The organism is Micromonospora craterilacus (assembly GCF_003236315.1).
GTDB lineage: Bacteria > Actinomycetota > Actinomycetes > Mycobacteriales > Micromonosporaceae > Micromonospora > Micromonospora craterilacus.
This window is the reverse complement of record NZ_POTY01000171.1, coordinates 1-15,959: the sequence shown is the minus strand read 5'-3', so window position 1 is coordinate 15,959 and position 15,959 is coordinate 1. Positions and strand designations below refer to the sequence as shown.

The window sequence follows — 15,959 nt, the reverse complement described above, 5'->3', positions numbered from 1 at the left end:
ACCGAGGCGGGTTCGGGTGAGCAGGTGCGACGCCCGGACCGGGGCAACCTGGGCTGAAAGTCCCGTTTACCCGGCTCGTCGGCGGCGTGCCGCCGGTCGGTTTGGCGACGGCGTGCAGGCGGGCGTACACTTTCTGATCGGCGCACAGCGTCCACTCCGCCATGCCCACCAAGCGCTTCGGTGGGACGCGGGGCCGCGGCTGGCGCGGGAAATCTGATCTTGATCAGGCACCCCGTGTAAGACGTTGTGAGCCGTCCGGAGCAACCGACGTCAGGACAGCGGAGGACATGCCGAAAAAAGACGGAGCCATCGAGATCGAAGGTCGGGTAATCGAGCCCCTGCCGAACGCCATGTTCCGGGTGGAGCTCGCCAACGGCCACAAGGTGCTGGCTCACATCAGCGGCAAGATGCGGCAGCACTACATCCGCATCCTGCCGGAGGATCGGGTCGTCGTCGAGCTCTCGCCGTACGACCTGACCCGCGGGCGCATCGTCTACCGCTACAAGTAAGCCTGACGGCGGCCGGGAACGTCCCGTGTCCGTCTTCGACGTCCGGTGTCGCAGCTCGTGACGCCGGGCCAGATGGGAAGTAAGGCAACCGTGAAGGTCAAGCCGAGCGTCAAGAGGATCTGCAACAAGTGCCGGGTGATCCGCCGGCACGGCCGGGTCATGGTCATCTGCACCGACCCGCGCCACAAGCAGCGCCAGGGCTGAACCGTTACGACCGACCGGGCAACCGACGGTCGGCCGAGCGAATCCGGCTCGCAGATCCAGACAACACATCACACATGCTCGTCCCAGCCGCGAGCGGTGCGCAGCGCGTACTCTCTCGTGGTTGACCCCCGGTCGGAGGCCGGGGCCCGCTCGGGCAGCGGCCGATCCCGGTCGCCGGCGCAGACTCGCGCCGGAAAGACGGGATGGTCGGTAGCGGGGTGGGACGGGTCCACACCTCCGCAGCACACCACAAGGAGCACGCCCGCACATGGCACGTCTAGTCGGCGTTGATCTCCCCCGCGAGAAGCGGCTGGAGATTGCGCTCACCTACATCTTCGGCGTGGGTCGCACCCGCGCCCTGGAGACGCTCGCTGCCACCGGCATCTCGCCGGACAAGCGCGCCCGGGACCTCACGGACGAGGAGCTGGTTCAGCTCCGTGACCACATTGAGGGCAACTACAAGGTTGAAGGTGACCTGCGCCGCGAGGTCGCCGCTGACATCCGCCGCAAGGTCGAGATCGGCTGCTACGAGGGCATCCGGCACCGCCGGGGCCTGCCCGTTCGTGGCCAGCGGACCCGTACCAACGCGCGGACCCGCAAGGGCCCGAAGCGGACGGTCGCCGGCAAGAAGAAGCCCGGCAAGAAGTAATTAGGAGCGCACAGACTTATGCCACCGAAGGCTCGTGCCGGAGCCGCTGTCAAGAAGGTCCGGCGCAAGGAACGCAAGAACGTCGCCCACGGGCAGGCGCACATCAAGAGCACCTTCAACAACACCATCGTGTCCATCACGGACCCAACCGGTGCCGTCATCTCCTGGGCCTCCGCGGGCCAGGTCGGCTTCAAGGGCTCCCGCAAGTCGACCCCGTTCGCCGCGCAGCTGGCCGCCGAGGCCGCCGCGCGTCGGGCCATGGAGCACGGCATGCGCAAGGTCGACGTGTTTGTCAAGGGCCCCGGCTCCGGCCGGGAGACCGCCATCCGTTCGCTGCAGGCGGTGGGCCTGGAGGTCGGGCAGATCTCCGACGTCACCCCGCAGCCGCACAACGGATGCCGTCCGCCGAAGCGTCGCCGGGTCTGAGAGGTTAGAGAGAGATGGCTCGTTACACCGGTGCTGACTGCCGCCGTTGCCGGCGGGAGAAGATGAAGCTGTTCCTCAAGGGCAGCAAGTGCGATGGCCCGAAGTGCCCGTTCGAGTCCCGGCCGTTCCCGCCCGGGCAGCACGGCCGCGGCCGCACCAAGGAGACGGAGTACCTGCTCCAGCTCCGTGAGAAGCAGAAGGCCCGCCGCGTCTACGGCGTGCTGGAGAAGCAGTTCCGCGGTTACTACGAGGAGGCCGTGGCCAAGCAGGCCAAGACCGGTGAGGTCCTCCTGCAGATCCTCGAGTCGCGGCTGGACAACGTGGTCTACCGGGCTGGCTACGCCAAGTCCCGGGACATGGCCCGTCAGCTGGTCAAGCACGGTCACTTCACGGTGAACGGCAAGAAGGTCGACATCCCGTCGTTCCGGGTCAAGGAGCACGACATCATCGAGGTGCGTGCCAAGAGCAAGGAACTCACCCCGTTCCTGGTGGCGCAGGGTGAGGCCGGCTCGCGGACCGTTCCGGCGTGGCTGGAGGCCATCCCGAGCCAGATGAAGATCCTCGTGCACTCGCTTCCGAGCCGCCAGGTGATCGACACCCAGGTTCAGGAGCAGCTGATCGTCGAGCTCTACTCCAAGTAAGGGCTCGTTGCGGTGGCCCGCCTCGCGAGGGCGGGCCACCGGAACACTTGTGTCGTGGGCGTCATATAGCGGGCGCCCCGGAAGAGAAGAGAAGACATGCTCATCAGCCAGCGACCGACCCTCTCCGAGGAGTCGATCAACGAGACCCGGTCCCGGTTCACCATCGAGCCGCTGGAGCCGGGCTTCGGCTACACCCTGGGCAACTCGCTGCGGCGTACGCTGCTGTCGTCCATCCCGGGTGCGGCGGTCACCTCGATCAAGATCGACGGTGTGCTGCACGAGTTCACCACGATCCCCGGGGTCAAGGAGGACGTGGTCGAGCTCGTCATGAACATCAAGGAGCTGTGCGTCAGCTCCGAGCACGACGAGCCGGTCAGCATGTACCTGCGCAAGCAGGGCCCGGGTGACGTGACCGCCGGTGACATCCAGCCCCCGGCCGGTGTCTCGGTGCACAACCCAGACCTGAAGCTCGCCACCCTCAACGGCAAGGGCCGGCTCGACATGGAGCTGACCGTCGAGCGGGGTCGGGGCTACGTCACGGCGGCGCAGAACAAGCAGGCGGGTGCGGAGATCGGCCGGATCCCGGTCGACTCGATCTACTCGCCGGTGCTCAAGGTGACGTACCGCGTCGAGGCGACCCGTGTCGAGCAGCGGACCGACTTCGACCGGCTGATCATCGACGTCGAGACCAAGCCGTCGATGGGCCCGCGTACCGCGCTGGCCTCGGCCGGTTCGACGCTGGTGGAGCTGTTCGGGCTGGCCCGGGAGCTGGACGAGACGGCGGAGGGCATCGACATCGGCCCGTCGCCGCAGGACGCGCAGCTGGCGGCGGACCTGGCCCTGCCGATCGAGGAGCTGGACCTGACCGTCCGCTCCTACAACTGCCTCAAGCGCGAGGGCATCAACTCCGTTGGTGAGCTCATCGGGCGTACCGAGGCCGACCTCCTCGACATCCGCAACTTCGGTCAGAAGTCGATCGACGAGGTCAAGATGAAGCTCGCCGGGATGGGTCTGGGGCTGAAGGACTCGGCTCCGAACTTCGACCCGGCGCACGTCGTGGACAGCTTCGGTGAGGCCGACTACGACACCGACGACTACCGCGAGACCGAGCAGCTCTAGTCCGCGCTGCCGCCACACCTGAGGAGCACCAAGCATGCCCACGCCCACCAAGGGCCCCCGCCTCGGCGGCAGCCCCGCGCACGAGCGGCTGATGCTGGCCAACCTGGCCACCGCGCTGTTCCAGCACGGCAAGATCAAGACCACCGAGACCAAGGCCCGGCGGCTGCGTCCGCTCGCCGAGCAGCTCATCACCAAGGCCAAGCGGGGCGACCTCGCCTCGCGCCGGCGGGTGGCGGGCGTCGTGAAGGACAAGGACGTGGTCTACGGCCTGTTCGACCAGATCGCGCCGCGGTACGCCAACCGTCAGGGTGGCTACACCCGGATCGTGAAGACCGGTCCGCGCAAGGGCGACAACGCGCCGATGGCGATCATCGAGCTGGTCGAGGAGTTGCAGGTCACCGAGCCGAAGGCGAACAAGAAGACCGCCGCTCGCAAGGCCGCTGCCCAGCAGGACAAGGTCGAGGCGCTCGCCCCGGCCGAGGAGACCCCGGCGTCGGCCCAGGCCGACCAGGACTCCGACGCGCCGGTGTCGGCGTCCGGTGACACCGCCGCCGCCCGCGAGGACAGCGACGAGGCCACCGAGAACAAGGCCTGACCAGAGGCAACCATCGTCGGGCCCGGCACCCCTGAGGTGCCGGGCCCGACGGCGTTTACGGAGGTACGAGGTGGACGAGCGGACCCGGCTGCGCCTGGACGTCGCGTACGACGGCACGGACTTCTCCGGCTGGGCGGCCCAGCCGGACCGGCGTACGGTCGCCGGGGTGCTGGTCGAGGCGCTGGATCTGGTGCTCGGCAACGGCACCGCGAGCGGGCTGACCGTGGCCGGTCGCACCGACGCCGGGGTGCACGCCACCGGGCAGGTCTGCCACCTCGATCTGCCCACCGAGGTCTGGACGGCGCATGAGGGCGGGCTGCTGCGCCGGCTGGCCCGACTGCTCCCCGGCGACGTGCGGATCCGGGCGATGGGCGCGGTACCGGCCACCTTCGACGCCCGCTTCTCGGCCACCTTCCGGCGTTACGAGTACCGGGTCACCGACGCCGCGTGGGGCGCCGATCCGCTGCGCCGGCACGAGATCCTGGCCTGGCCCCGCCCGCTCGATCTCGACCGGCTCGGTGCCGCCGCGGCCGGCCTGGTGGGGGAGCACGACTTCGCCGCGTACTGCCGGCGCAAGGAGAACGCCACCACGCTGCGGGAGGTGACCCGGCTGGACTGGCGGCGGGATGCCGACGGAATCCTGGTCGCCACGGTGCAGGCCGACGCGTTCTGCCAGGCGATGGTGCGCAGCCTGGTCGGCGCGATGCTGGTCGCGGGGGACGGGCGCCGGCCGGTGGTCTGGCCGGCCGGCCTGCTCACCCGCCGGGAGCGGTCCAGTGAGGTGACCGTGGCGCCGGCGCACGGGCTGACCCTGGTGGCGGTCGGCTACCCGGACGATCCCGCCGAGTACGCCCGCCGGGCCGAGGCGACCCGACGGCTGCGGGTGCCGGCCGACGCCTGACCGCCTCGACCGGCCGGCGAGCGTCGGTCAGTCCCTGGTGGACTCGCCCTGGCTGCCGGTCCGGTCGCTGGGCCCTACGGTCGGCTGGCTGGCCGTCCCGCCGTCGGCCCGCCGCTCCAGCACCCCTTGGTTCAGGTGCAGTTCGAGCATGTCGAAGAGGATTTCGCGGACGGTGGTGTCGCCGGAGCGGATCGTCGCGCCGTCGGCGCGGGCCACCACGGCGTACGCGAGGTAGTGGCCGCGTACCTGCCAGCCGACCCGGGCCGGGGCGGTGGCGATGACCTCGGTCCCGTCGCCCGCGGCCATGCCACGGAACCGGCCCTGCCGCTCGTCGAGCAACTGGCGGATCCGATCCCGGGCCCGCTCGGCGCTGGACCGGTCGGCCAGGTTGAACAGCCCCGCGGTGACCAGATGTTCCCCGTCGGGCGCGCGCAGGGTGGCCCGCACGGCCTGGTTGCAGCCGAGCCGAACCAGCAGGTCCCCGATCTCGTCGGTGGCGGCCACCGCGCAACTGGCGCTGGACTGGCTGCGCAGCACCTCGTACCCGGACCGGCCGTCACCGACGGCCAGCCGGTCGCCGGGGAAGACCTCACGGGCGGTCAGCGGCGCCTGGTCGGTGTCCCGGGAGTCGAGCACGCTGGCGTCGGCGGGCGTGATGCTGCGGGTGGTCTCCGGCGCGACGCTGGGCGCCGCCTGCTGGCCGGTCAGCTGCCTTCCGTCGAACAGCGCGGCGGCGGCGAGGCCGCCCATGGCGAGCAGCACCAGCACGGCGGCAGCCCCGATCAGCACCTGCCAGGCCCGGCCACCACCCCGCCGTGGTGGCGGCGCGACAGTGGTGGGCTCGTGCGGCGCGGCCGACACCAGTTCGTACGGCGGCGGCGGCTCATGCGGTGCCGGCTCGTACGGCGGTGCCGGCTCGTACCGCGGTACCGGTCCCCGCGGTGCCGCCGGGCCGGCCCCGACCGGCTCGTACGGCGGTGCCGGCTCGTAGGGCGGTGTCGGCTCGTACCGCGGTACCGGCTCCTGCGGCGGTGCGGGAGGCGGCGCGGCGGCCGGTGTCGCCGAGGGCACCACGATCTGGTTGGGGCGCGGCAGCGACGGCGTGGGGAAGCGCGACGGGGACGGCCCGGCCGGCGGTGGCGGGCCGGTCGTGGGTGTCTGTCCGTCGGGCTCGCCCGGCCGGTACTGGACGTACGGGTCCTCATCGGAGTCGTACCGATACACCATGCCGTTCAGGGTAGGGATGTTTATCCCTTTAGTAGGTAATTTCGGAAAAACCCGGCGTCCATCGTGTCGTCTCGCCCCTGCCACTCCCGTCCCGTCGGGCGGATCCGGCCCGATGCGAGAATGGCCGGCGTGACCGGGGACCACTACTTCACCGCCGAACCCAGCGCACCCGCCCAGCCACGCGAGGTGCGGTTCACCGTCGCCGGCCGCGAGTACGCCCTGGCCTCCGCGAGCGGGGTCTTCTCGGCGACCCGCCTCGACCCCGGCACCGCCGTCTTGCTGCGCAAGGCCGAACCGCCGGGCCCCGCCACCACCGGCGCGCTGCTCGACCTCGGCTGCGGCTTCGGCCCGATCACCGGCGTGCTGGCGACCGTCGCGCCCGCAGCGAACGTCTGGGCGGTGGACGTCAACGAGCGGGCGCGGGAACTCACCGCCGCGAACGCGGCCCGGCTCGGCGTCGGTGACCGGGTGCGGGTGGCGGCACCCGAGGAGGTGCCCGCCGACCTCGACTTCGCCCAGATCTGGTCGAACCCGCCGATCCGCGTCGGCAAGGACGATCTGCACCAGTTGCTCCGGACCTGGCTGCCCCGGCTGGCTCCGGACGGGGTGGCCTGGCTGGTGGTGGCCCGGCACCTCGGCGGCGACTCGCTGCACCGCTGGCTGGTCGAGCAGGGCTGGCAGGTCGGGCGGCACGCCAGCCAGAAGGGCTTCCGGGTGCTCCGCGTCACCCGGTGACCCCCTCGGCCCGGTAATCGGTTGGCCGGCTGGCCGGGCTCCGGCAGGATGCCCGCGTGGGATACGTGGACGTGGCGGCGGTCGGATACGTCCTGCCGGACGGGCGGGAACTCTTCACCGACGTGTCGTTCCGGGTCGGCGAGGGTGCCAAGGTGGCGCTGGTCGGGCCGAACGGCGCCGGCAAGACGACGCTGCTGCGGATGGTCGCCGGTGACCTGCCGGCACCGACCGGCGCGATCGCGCGTACCGGCGGGTTGGGCGTGATGCGCCAGTTCATCGGCATGATCGGCGACGAGTCGACGCTCGCCGACCTGGCGCTGTCGCTGGCCCCGCCGGCGCTGCGCGACGCCGGCCGCCGGCTGGCGGAGACCGAGGCGGCGATGCGGGCGGCCGAGCTGCGCGGCAAGTACAGCACCGCCGCCGGCAAGGCCCAGCTGGCGTACGCGGACTCCCTCGCTGCCTGGGGCGAAACCGGCGGGTACGACGCCGAGGTGCTCTTCGACACCGTCGCCACCATCGTCCTCGACCTGCCCTGGGACGCCGCCCGGCAGCGGCCGGTCCGCACCCTCTCCGGTGGGCAGCAGAAACGCTTCGCGCTCGAACTGCTGCTGCGCGGCCCCGACGAGGTGCTGCTGCTCGACGAGCCGGACAACTTCCTCGACGTGCCCGGCAAGCGCTGGCTGGAGGCGCGACTGAGGGAATCCGGCAAGTCGGTGCTCTACGTCTCGCACGACCGGGAACTGTTGGCGCACACCGCCGACCGGGTGGTCGCCGTGGAGGGCGGCAGCGCCTGGGTGCACCCGGGTGGCTTCGCCAGCTGGCACGCGGCCCGGGTGGCCCGGCACGACCGCCTCGACGAGCTGCGCAAGCGGTGGGACGAGGAGCACGAGAAGCTGCGCGAGCTGATGCTGATGTACAAGCAGAAGGCCGCGTACAACTCGGGAATGGCCTCGCGGTATCAGGCCGCGCAGACCCGGCTGCGTAAGTTCGAGGAGGCCGGGCCGCCGCCCGTACCGCCGAAGGACCAGGACATCCGGATGCGGCTGACCGGCGGGCGGACCGGCAAGCGTGCGCTGGTCTGCGAGCAGCTGGAGCTCGACGGCCTGACCTACCCGTTCGACCTGGAGGTGTGGTACGGCGACCGGGTCGCGGTGCTCGGTGCCAACGGCACCGGCAAGTCGCACTTCCTGCGACTGCTGGCGCGTGGTGGGACGGATCCGGATCCGGCGAACGGCCCGGTCGACGCCGGGGCGGCGCTCGTGCCGGTGGCGCACGACGGGGTGGCCCGGCTCGGCGCGCGGGTCCGGCCCGGCCACTTCTCGCAGACCCACGACCGGCCGGAGCTGATGGCGAAGACCCTGGTCGAGATCCTCTGGCGGGGTGACGAGCACCGGGCCGGCATGGACCGGCACGCGGCGATGGCCGCGCTCAGCCGGTACGAGCTGGCCGGGCAGGGCGACCAGCGGTTCGGCACCCTCTCGGGCGGGCAGCAGGCCCGTTTCCTGGTGCTGCTGCTGGAGCTTTCCGGGGCGACCATGCTGCTGCTCGACGAGCCGACGGACAACCTCGACCTGGCCTCGGCCGAGGCGCTGGAGGCCGGGCTCGCGGCGTTCTCCGGCACGGTGGTGGCGGTGACCCACGACCGCTGGTTCACCCGGAGCTTCGACCGGTTCCTGTTGTTCCGCGGTGACGGTGAGGTGGTGGAGACGCCCGAGCCGGTGTGGGAGGTCGGGCGATCGGCATAGGGTTGATCTCGTGACTGAGATGACCTATCGCCGGCTGGGCGACTCCGGGCTCGTGGTGTCGGTCGTGGGGATCGGCTGCAACAACTTCGGCCGCAAGCTCGACCTCGACGGCACCCGCGCGGTGGTCGACGCCGCCCTCGACGTCGGGATCAACTTCTTCGACAGCGCCGACATCTACGGCGAGCCGCACGGGGCGTCGGAGGCACAGCTCGGCGCGGCCCTCAAGGGACGCCGGGACGACGTGGTGGTGGCGACCAAGTTCGGCATGTCGATGGGCGGCGGCAACGGCCGCGACTTCGGGGTACGCGGCTCGCGGCGGTACGTGATCCGCGCGGTCGAGGCGTCGCTGCGCCGACTGGACACCGACTACATCGACCTGTACCAGTTCCACGAGCCCGACCCGGGCACCCCGATCGACGAGACGCTCTCCGCCCTGGACGACCTGGTCCGCGCCGGCAAGGTGCGCTACCTGGGCAACTCCAACTTCGCCGGCTGGCAGATCGCCGACTCCGAATGGACCGCGAAGACCCGGGGCCTGACCCGGTTCATCAGCGCGCAGAACCACTACAGCCTGCTCAACCGGGACGCCGAGATCGAGGTGCTGCCCGCGTGCGAGCGGTTCGGCCTCGGCCTGCTGCCGTTCTTCCCGCTGGCCAACGGGCTGCTCACCGGCAAGTACCAGCGCGGCGAGGCACCGCCCGCGGGCAGCCGGCTCGCCGGTGGCGGCCGGTACGCCCAGCGCCTGGCCGCCGCCGACTGGGACACCATCGAGGCGATCGAGGCGTACGCCGCCGAGCGCGGGGTGTCCATGCTGCATGTGGCGATCGGCGGGCTGGCCGCCCAGCCGGCGGTGACCTCGGTGATCGCTGGTGCCACCACGCCCGAGCAGGTGCGCGCCAACGCCGAGGCGGGTGCCTGGCAGCCCACCGCCGAGGACCTCAAGGCGCTGCGCGCGGTGCTCGACCGGTAACGCCGAACGGCCCGGCACCCGCCGTGGGAACGGTGGATGCCGGGCCGCTACGGTGCGGCCGGGCCTACGACGGGTTGCGGCGTCGGCCCAGCAGCGGCGCGGTCAGCGCCACGACGACGAGCACGGCCACGCCGACCGCGACCGCCCACCACCATTCCGGTGCGTCGCCGTTGCCGGCGGACCGGTCCGCCTGCGCCGACGGCGAGTCCCGGGTATCGGCGACCGGAGCCAGCGACGGGGTCTGCGCCGGGCGGGCCTCCACCTCGGCCGTTGCCACGCCGACGTGCGGTGCCGGCGCGGTCACCCGCAGCTTCCAGGAGCCGGGCGACAGGATCGGGCCGGTGCTGTAGAAGCCCTGCCCCTCGGCCGCCGGTTCCAGTTGCAGCGGGCCGACCGTACGGCCCTGTGGACCGGAGGCGGTGAGGGTCAACCGGACCAGCTTGTCCAGGCGGTGTCCGTCGGCGTACACCGCCTGGATGGTCACCCCGTCGGCCCCGTCACCGGCCACCGTCAACTTGAGCTTGTCGCCGTGCGCTGCCGCCGGGGTTGCGGCGAGGACCGCCAGGAGCAGTCCGGCGAACACGGCGGCGACCGCCTTCCGGGTACGCATCCTTGGATGCCCTCCTCACTGAGGCTGGTGGGGCCCCGCCCGGCGGTGCCGGACGGGGCCCCGGGGATCACAGGCGACGGCCCGGTGCGAGACGGGTGGGATCGTCGTCGAGCCGGCCGGCACCGGCCACCGACCCGCCGTCGTTGGCCCGTACGCCCGCCTTGCTGGCCGTACCGCCGAGCCGGACGATCATGGCGTCGGCGTCCCGGACCAGCACGTCCCGGATCTCCGCCTCGGCGACCAGCTTGGCGTCGCTGGCGAGGTCGCGGAACTTGACGAGTTCCTTGATCGCCTTGTCGTCCTTGCCCTTCGCCTCCTCCTTGCGGACCTTCTCCAACTGCTTCGACAGCTGGTCGTACGCCTTGTTCGGCAGGCGCCCCGTCGCCTTGAACCGGTCCAGCAGGTTCTGCATGTCCCGGAACGAGGTGGTGACGAAGAACCGGATCGACGTGGAGGTGGAGTTGCCCGCCTTGTCGGTCGCGGTCACGGTCAGCTCGTGCAGGCCCAGCGGCAGCTCGTACATCGCCTGGAGCGTGCCGTTGGCGTACGCCTGGCCGTTGAGCTTGCCGACCACGGTGGCGATGCCCGAGGTCGGGTCGACCGCCTGCCAGGACACCCGAACGTCCTGGCTGTCGCCGTAAAGCTGGCCGTCGGCGATGCCGGAGACCAGCAGGGTCGGCTTCGTGCCGTCGATCCGCACCACCGCCGACTTCAGCGTCTCGGCGTTGCCCGCGGTGTCGGTGGCCCGGTAGAGCAACTCGTGGGCCCCGTCACCGCTGATCTCGATCGGTTCGGTGTACGGCGTCCAAGCGCCGCCGTCCAGCGCCCACTCCAGCAGCTTCACCCCGGAGCCGGCGTCGGTCGAGGCGAGCACCACCGGAACGGTGCCGTTGTGCCAGCCCTCGTCGTTCGCCGGGGCGAACGCCGCGGTGCTGACCGGTGCGGTGGCGTCGATCTTGACGGTGACCGTCTTCGTCGCCTCCACGTTGCCGGCCTCGTCGACGGACCGGAACCGCAGCTCGTGCGAGCCGTCCCCGCTCACCGGCACCGGTCCGGCGTAGGCGGTCCAGGTGGTGGCCCCGCCGAGCTGGTACTCGGTCCGGGCCACCCCGCTGCCGCCATCCTCATCGGTGGCGGACAGCGTGACGGTGACCGGTCCGGTGTGCCAGCCCTCGACCGGCGTGCCGGACACCTGAGCGGTGGTCACCGGGGCGGTGTTGTCGACGGCCTGGGTGGAGAGCCGGAAGTAGTCGAACGACGCCGCCTTCGACGCGGTCTGGTTGGCACCCAGCGTGAACAGACCCACCTTCGGAGTCGCCCCGACCGCCGCATTGGTCAGCGCCGGCAGCGCCGTCCAGGTCGTGCCGTCCGCCGAGTACGACGCGGTGTAGGTGTTGCCGCTGCGGGCCAGCCGCAGGTGCCACACCGCCGTGGTCAGGTTCCCCGCCTGTGGCTGCGGGTCCTGCACCGCCCCGCCGATCTCACTGCGGAACTCGATCCGCCGCGACACCGGCTGGCCGGCCTGGTTGTCCACGATGTAGTCGAACTTCAGGTAGTTGTCGTCGTCGGCGTACACGATCAGCCCGGCCTGCTGGTACTGCTCGTTCAGCAGGCTGCCGTCGACCTTCGTCTCCAGGGTCCAGTCGCCGCTCGGCGCGTTCTGGAGGATGAAGTTCGTCGGCCCGGAGTTGCCGGTGCCGTAGATGTCACCGTTCGGCACGTCGATCCGCAGCGACCCGCCAGTCACCCGGTAGGCGGTCGGGTCCTCCCGGACGATCGCGTTCCACCGGCACTTGTCCAGCGTGTCACCGGTGAACTCGTCCGACGGGGCGATCGGCTCGGCCGGGACGTCCGGGGTCACCTGGAACCAGTCGAACGCCGCCTCGACGACGGGGGCGTCGGTGCCCCCGTTGAGGGCGAACAGGCCGATCCGTGGATTCGTGATGCCGGCCAGCGCGGCGGACCGGCCGACCGGGGTGAAGTTCTGACCGTCGGCCGACATCGCCGCAGTCAGGTTCGTGCCGTCGCTGATCACCCGCAGGTGGATGGTGTCACCCGCCGGTGCGGCGGCACTGTCGGCACCCTCGTTGCGTGGCGTGCCCGCAGTCTCCCGGATGAACTCCACCCGCCGGCTGCCGTTGTAGAGCAGGTCCAGCTTGGCGTAGTTCTCGTCGTCGCCGTAGACCAGCAGGCCAGCCTGCTGGTAGTTGGCGGTCACCGGGAGAGTGACCTTGGTGGTGGCCTGCCAGGCACCCGAGGGCGCCGGCTGGAGCACCAGGTTGGTGGCATCGTTGCGGTTGCCGTAGAGGTCACCGACCGACGTGGGCAGGCGCAGCGCCCCGCCGGAGACCGACAGGAACTGGTTCTCCCGCACCACACTCCACCGGTTGCGGTCGAGGGTGTTGCCGGCGAAGTCGTCCGAGCGGGCCCCGAAGCAGGAGGTGTTCGGCGCGTCCACCTTCACCTGGACGGTGGCGTACGCCTTCGCACCCCGCTTGTCGGTCACCGTCAGGGTGGCGGTGAAGGTACCCGGGACGGTGTACGTGTGGCTGGCGTTCAGCGTGTTCGCCGTACCGCCGTCACCGAAGTCCCAGGCGTACGTGAACGGGGTGTCGTCCTCGGCGTCGGTGGCCGTACCCGAGAAGGCCACCGTGACCGGCGCGGTGCCGGTGGTCGGGGTGGCCGTCGCGGTCACCACCGGTGGCGCGTTGTCGGTGACACCCTTGCCGAGGAAGTCCATCCAGTTGACGTTGAACAGGCTCCCGGCCCCGCCGGCCGGGTCCCGGGCCAGGAAGTACAGCGACCCGTGGGAGTCGGCGTTCGCCGGCACCTGCGCGGTGACGTCGGTGTACGTCTGCCAATCCCCGGTGCTGGGCACGTTGACCGAGGTGACCAGCGGGCCGTCGGGGGCACCGGCCCGGACCTCCAGCCGGCCGCCGGTGGTGGCGGAGGCGGCCCGGAACCGGATCGCGTCGATGCCGGTCAGGCTCGCCGGGTCGACCGACCACCAGTCGCCGTCCTCGATCCAGCCGATGTTCTGGCCGCCGCCGGCGGTGTCCCCGGTGGTCTCCTTGCCCACCCCCGGGTCGCCGCCGCCGGTGCTGTCCGCCACCCGGCCGGTGGCCGAGTAGTACTCGGCCTCCTTCCGCTTGGGCTGCAGGATCTCCAGCACGCGTCCGGTGAGCGGCTCGGCGCCGCCGACCCCGCCCTTGTCGGTGTAGGTCGCCTCCAGCACGGTGAAGACGTTCGCCTCCGCGCCGTGCCCGGCGGCGAGCTGGGTCTGCACCACGCCGGTGCAGCCGGTGTGCTGCTCCAGCGGGTGGGCGTGCTCGTCGTGGCCGAGGAGGACCTGGAGGTGTACCCGGTCGCAGTCGATCTCCCCGTCCTCCGGGTCGGTCACCTTGATCGTGTACTTGACCTGGTCACCCCAGTTGAAGAAGCCACCGTCCGGCGGGAACTCGATGGTGACGGTCGGCGCGGTGTTGCCGACGGTGACCCGGACGTTGGCCACCGCGGTCCGACCCTTGGGGTTGGTCACGGTGAGCTGGGCGTTGTAGTTGCCCGCCTCGGCGTAGGTGTGCACCGGGCTGGCCTCGGTGGAGGTCTGCCCGTCACCGAACGTCCAGGCGTAGGTCAGGATGCCGCCGTCGGGGTCGCGGGAACCGGTGCTGGAGAAGTTCACCCGCAGTGGCGCCGACCCGGAGGTCGGCTCGGCGCTGGCCACCGCGATCGGCGCCCGGTCACCGGCGATGTAGTCGATCCGGTAGACGCCGGAGTTGTCGTTGTTGCCGCCGAAGCCGCTGCCCCACTCGATCAGGTACAGCGCGCCGTCGGGGCCGAACTCGAAGTCCATCGGCCGGATGAAGGTCATGTCCGCCAGCAGGCGGTTGATGTCCACCAGGGACTTGCCGTCCCGGGTGACCTGCATGGTGTACATCCGCGACTGGTTCCACTCGCCGAACATGGCCTTGCCGTCGTAGTACGCCGGCCACTTGCGGTCCGAGGCGAGGTCGGCGTCGTACCGGTAGACCGGGCCGCCCATCGGCGCGCCGCCGCCACCGATCTCAGGAAAGAGCGGGTTGCCGGCGTAGCCGTAGTCGACGGTGGCCGGGATGGCCGGCGGCAGGTTGGTCAGACCGGTGTTGTTGGGCGAGTCGTTCACCGGAGCGTCGCAGTCGAACTTCGCGCCGGACGGACCGGAGGGGAACTGGTAGTCGTTGTATGCCCGGTTCGCCCCGTGGCAGTACGGCCAGCCGAAGTTGCCGGGCCGGTCGATGATGTTCCACTCGACCAGACCCTCCGGGCCCCGGTTGGGGTTGGCCGCGTTGGCGTCCGGCCCGTAGTCGGCCACGTAGAGCACGTCGGTGGCCGGGTCGATACCCATCCGGAACGGGTTCCGGAAGCCCATCCCGTAGATCTCGGGACGGGTCTTCGCGGTGCCCGGCGGGAAGAGGTTGCCCTGCGGGATGGTGTACGTCCCGTCGTCCTCCGGGTGGATCCGGATCACCTTGCCGCGCAGGTCGTTGGTGTTGCCGGAGGTGCCCTGCGCGTCGTAGTCCTGCCGCCCCGGCCGCTCGTCGATCGGGGTGAAGGCGCTGGACTCGAACGGGTTGGTGTTGTCCCCGGTGGCCAGGTAGAGGTTGCCGGCGGAGTCGAAGACCATCGTCCCGCCCGCGTGGCAGCAGGTTCGGCGCTGCGTGTCGACCTGGAGGACGACCTTCTCGCTAGCCTTGTCGATGGTGTCACCGGTGACGGTGAACCGGGACAGGTGGTTGCGCGGGCCGCCGGCGACCGGGGCGTAGTAGAGGTAGACCCAGCCGTTGCTGGCGAAGTTCGGGTCGAGGCGGATGCCGATCAGGCCGTCCTCGTTGCCGGTGAAGACGTCGAGCTGGACGGCGGTGACCGTGTTGCCGGTGTCCGGCTTGACGATCTGCACCCGGCCGTCGCGCTCGATGTAGAAGACCCGGCCGTCGGCGGCGATGTCCAGCTCCATCGGGTTGCTGGTGTTGCTGTCCAGCGTCACCTTCTCGAAGCTCGCGGTCAGCGAGGCACCGCAGTCGGCGCCCTCCACTCCGGCCGCGGTCCGGATGCCACCGAGCAGGTGGGCGAGGAACTCCGGCTCGGCGAACGACTCGTTGGTGTGGCCGCCGCCGGTGTACCAGGCCCGGCCGCCTTCGTAGTCCTGGCACCAGGCGATCGGGTGGTCGTGGCCCATCGCGCCGGCGCCGGGGGAGTAGCTCCGCTCGTCGAGGGTGGCCAGCACGTGTACCTTGCCGCGTGGGTTGGACTGGTAGTTGTACCACTCGTCGTACCGGGACCAGCGCTCCGGCAGGTGCGCGGTGGACGGGTGGGCGGGGTCCTCCACCTTGACCGTGGCCTGCTGGTTGGCCGGGTGGCTGGCGAAGTACGCGCCCACCAGCCCGCCGTACCAGGACCAGCTGTACTCGGTGTCGGAGGCGGCGTGGATGCCGGCGTAGCCGCCGCCGGCCTGGATGTAGCGCTCGAACGCCGCCTGCTGATCCGGGTTGAGGACGTCACCGGTGGTGGAGAGCCAGATGACCGCCTGGTAGCGGGCGAGGTTGTTGTCGGTGAAGGCGGCGCCGTCCTCGGTGGCGTCGACCGTGAAGC

General features: G+C 71.0%; 14 protein-coding genes. 11 read left to right on the top strand and 3 right to left on the bottom strand.

Annotated features, from left to right (window positions below; all coding sequences use genetic code 11):
• Positions 1-287: 287 nt before the first annotated feature.
• From infA to truA, 8 genes are all read left to right on the top strand, one after another.
• The gene (gene infA / locus C1I95_RS23340; protein ID WP_007073013.1) at positions 288-509 is read left to right on the top strand and encodes a translation initiation factor IF-1; all 222 of its coding nucleotides are present in this window, start codon (positions 288-290) and stop codon (positions 507-509) included.
• A 90-nt stretch (positions 510-599) separates the two neighbouring features.
• Positions 600-713 (top strand): 50S ribosomal protein L36, encoded by a 114-nt coding sequence (gene rpmJ, locus C1I95_RS23335; protein ID WP_012184307.1) that lies wholly within the window; start codon positions 600-602, stop codon positions 711-713.
• A gap of 268 nt (positions 714-981) precedes the next feature.
• Positions 982-1,362 carry a 30S ribosomal protein S13 gene (rpsM, locus tag C1I95_RS23330; protein ID WP_111216656.1) on the top strand — a complete coding sequence of 127 codons (381 nt, stop codon included), beginning with the start codon at positions 982-984 and terminating at the stop codon, positions 1,360-1,362.
• A gap of 18 nt (positions 1,363-1,380) precedes the next feature.
• The gene (rpsK, locus tag C1I95_RS23325; protein ID WP_007073011.1) at positions 1,381-1,788 is read left to right on the top strand and encodes a 30S ribosomal protein S11; all 408 of its coding nucleotides are present in this window, start codon (positions 1,381-1,383) and stop codon (positions 1,786-1,788) included.
• Between the two features lie 14 nt (positions 1,789-1,802).
• The gene (rpsD, locus tag C1I95_RS23320; RefSeq protein ID WP_111216654.1) at positions 1,803-2,429 is read left to right on the top strand and encodes a 30S ribosomal protein S4; all 627 of its coding nucleotides are present in this window, start codon (positions 1,803-1,805) and stop codon (positions 2,427-2,429) included.
• Positions 2,430-2,525: 96 nt separating this feature from the next.
• A complete protein-coding gene (locus C1I95_RS23315) occupies positions 2,526-3,548 on the top strand; it encodes a DNA-directed RNA polymerase subunit alpha (RefSeq protein WP_111216653.1) in 1,023 nt (340 codons plus the stop codon).
• A gap of 34 nt (positions 3,549-3,582) precedes the next feature.
• Complete coding sequence (gene rplQ / locus C1I95_RS23310) at positions 3,583-4,143, top strand: 50S ribosomal protein L17 (RefSeq protein ID WP_111216651.1); 561 nt, start codon at positions 3,583-3,585, stop codon at positions 4,141-4,143.
• Between the two features lie 70 nt (positions 4,144-4,213).
• Entirely contained in the window at positions 4,214-5,044 is an 831-nt protein-coding gene (gene truA, locus C1I95_RS23305; RefSeq protein ID WP_111216650.1) for a tRNA pseudouridine(38-40) synthase TruA, read from the top strand.
• 27 nt (positions 5,045-5,071) lie between these two features.
• Here the strand turns inward: truA and C1I95_RS23300 are convergent, their stop codons facing one another.
• Positions 5,072-6,271 (bottom strand): hypothetical protein, encoded by a 1,200-nt coding sequence (locus tag C1I95_RS23300; protein WP_111216648.1) that lies wholly within the window; start codon positions 6,269-6,271, stop codon positions 5,072-5,074.
• Between the two features lie 129 nt (positions 6,272-6,400).
• Here C1I95_RS23300 and C1I95_RS23295 point away from each other — a divergent pair, with 129 nt between their 5' ends.
• Genes C1I95_RS23295 through C1I95_RS23285 form a run of 3 tightly spaced genes read left to right on the top strand, consistent with a single transcriptional unit; the run spans position 6,401 to position 9,721 of the window.
• Positions 6,401-7,006 (top strand): class I SAM-dependent methyltransferase, encoded by a 606-nt coding sequence (locus tag C1I95_RS23295; protein WP_111216657.1) that lies wholly within the window; start codon positions 6,401-6,403, stop codon positions 7,004-7,006.
• 56 nt (positions 7,007-7,062) lie between these two features.
• Positions 7,063-8,751, top strand: a complete 1,689-nt coding sequence (locus C1I95_RS23290) for an ABC-F family ATP-binding cassette domain-containing protein (protein ID WP_111216647.1) — start codon at positions 7,063-7,065, stop codon at positions 8,749-8,751.
• A gap of 19 nt (positions 8,752-8,770) precedes the next feature.
• Complete coding sequence (locus tag C1I95_RS23285; RefSeq protein ID WP_111216645.1) at positions 8,771-9,721, top strand: aldo/keto reductase; 951 nt, start codon at positions 8,771-8,773, stop codon at positions 9,719-9,721.
• A gap of 64 nt (positions 9,722-9,785) precedes the next feature.
• Here the strand turns inward: C1I95_RS23285 and C1I95_RS23280 are convergent, their stop codons facing one another.
• Both C1I95_RS23280 and C1I95_RS23275 read right to left on the bottom strand, forming a co-directional pair.
• Positions 9,786-10,331 (bottom strand): hypothetical protein, encoded by a 546-nt coding sequence (locus C1I95_RS23280; RefSeq protein WP_111216643.1) that lies wholly within the window; start codon positions 10,329-10,331, stop codon positions 9,786-9,788.
• Positions 10,332-10,398: 67 nt separating this feature from the next.
• Positions 10,399-15,959, bottom strand: a 5,561-nt coding sequence (locus tag C1I95_RS23275; protein WP_111216641.1) for a ThuA domain-containing protein, incomplete at its 5' end; no start/stop codon positions are given.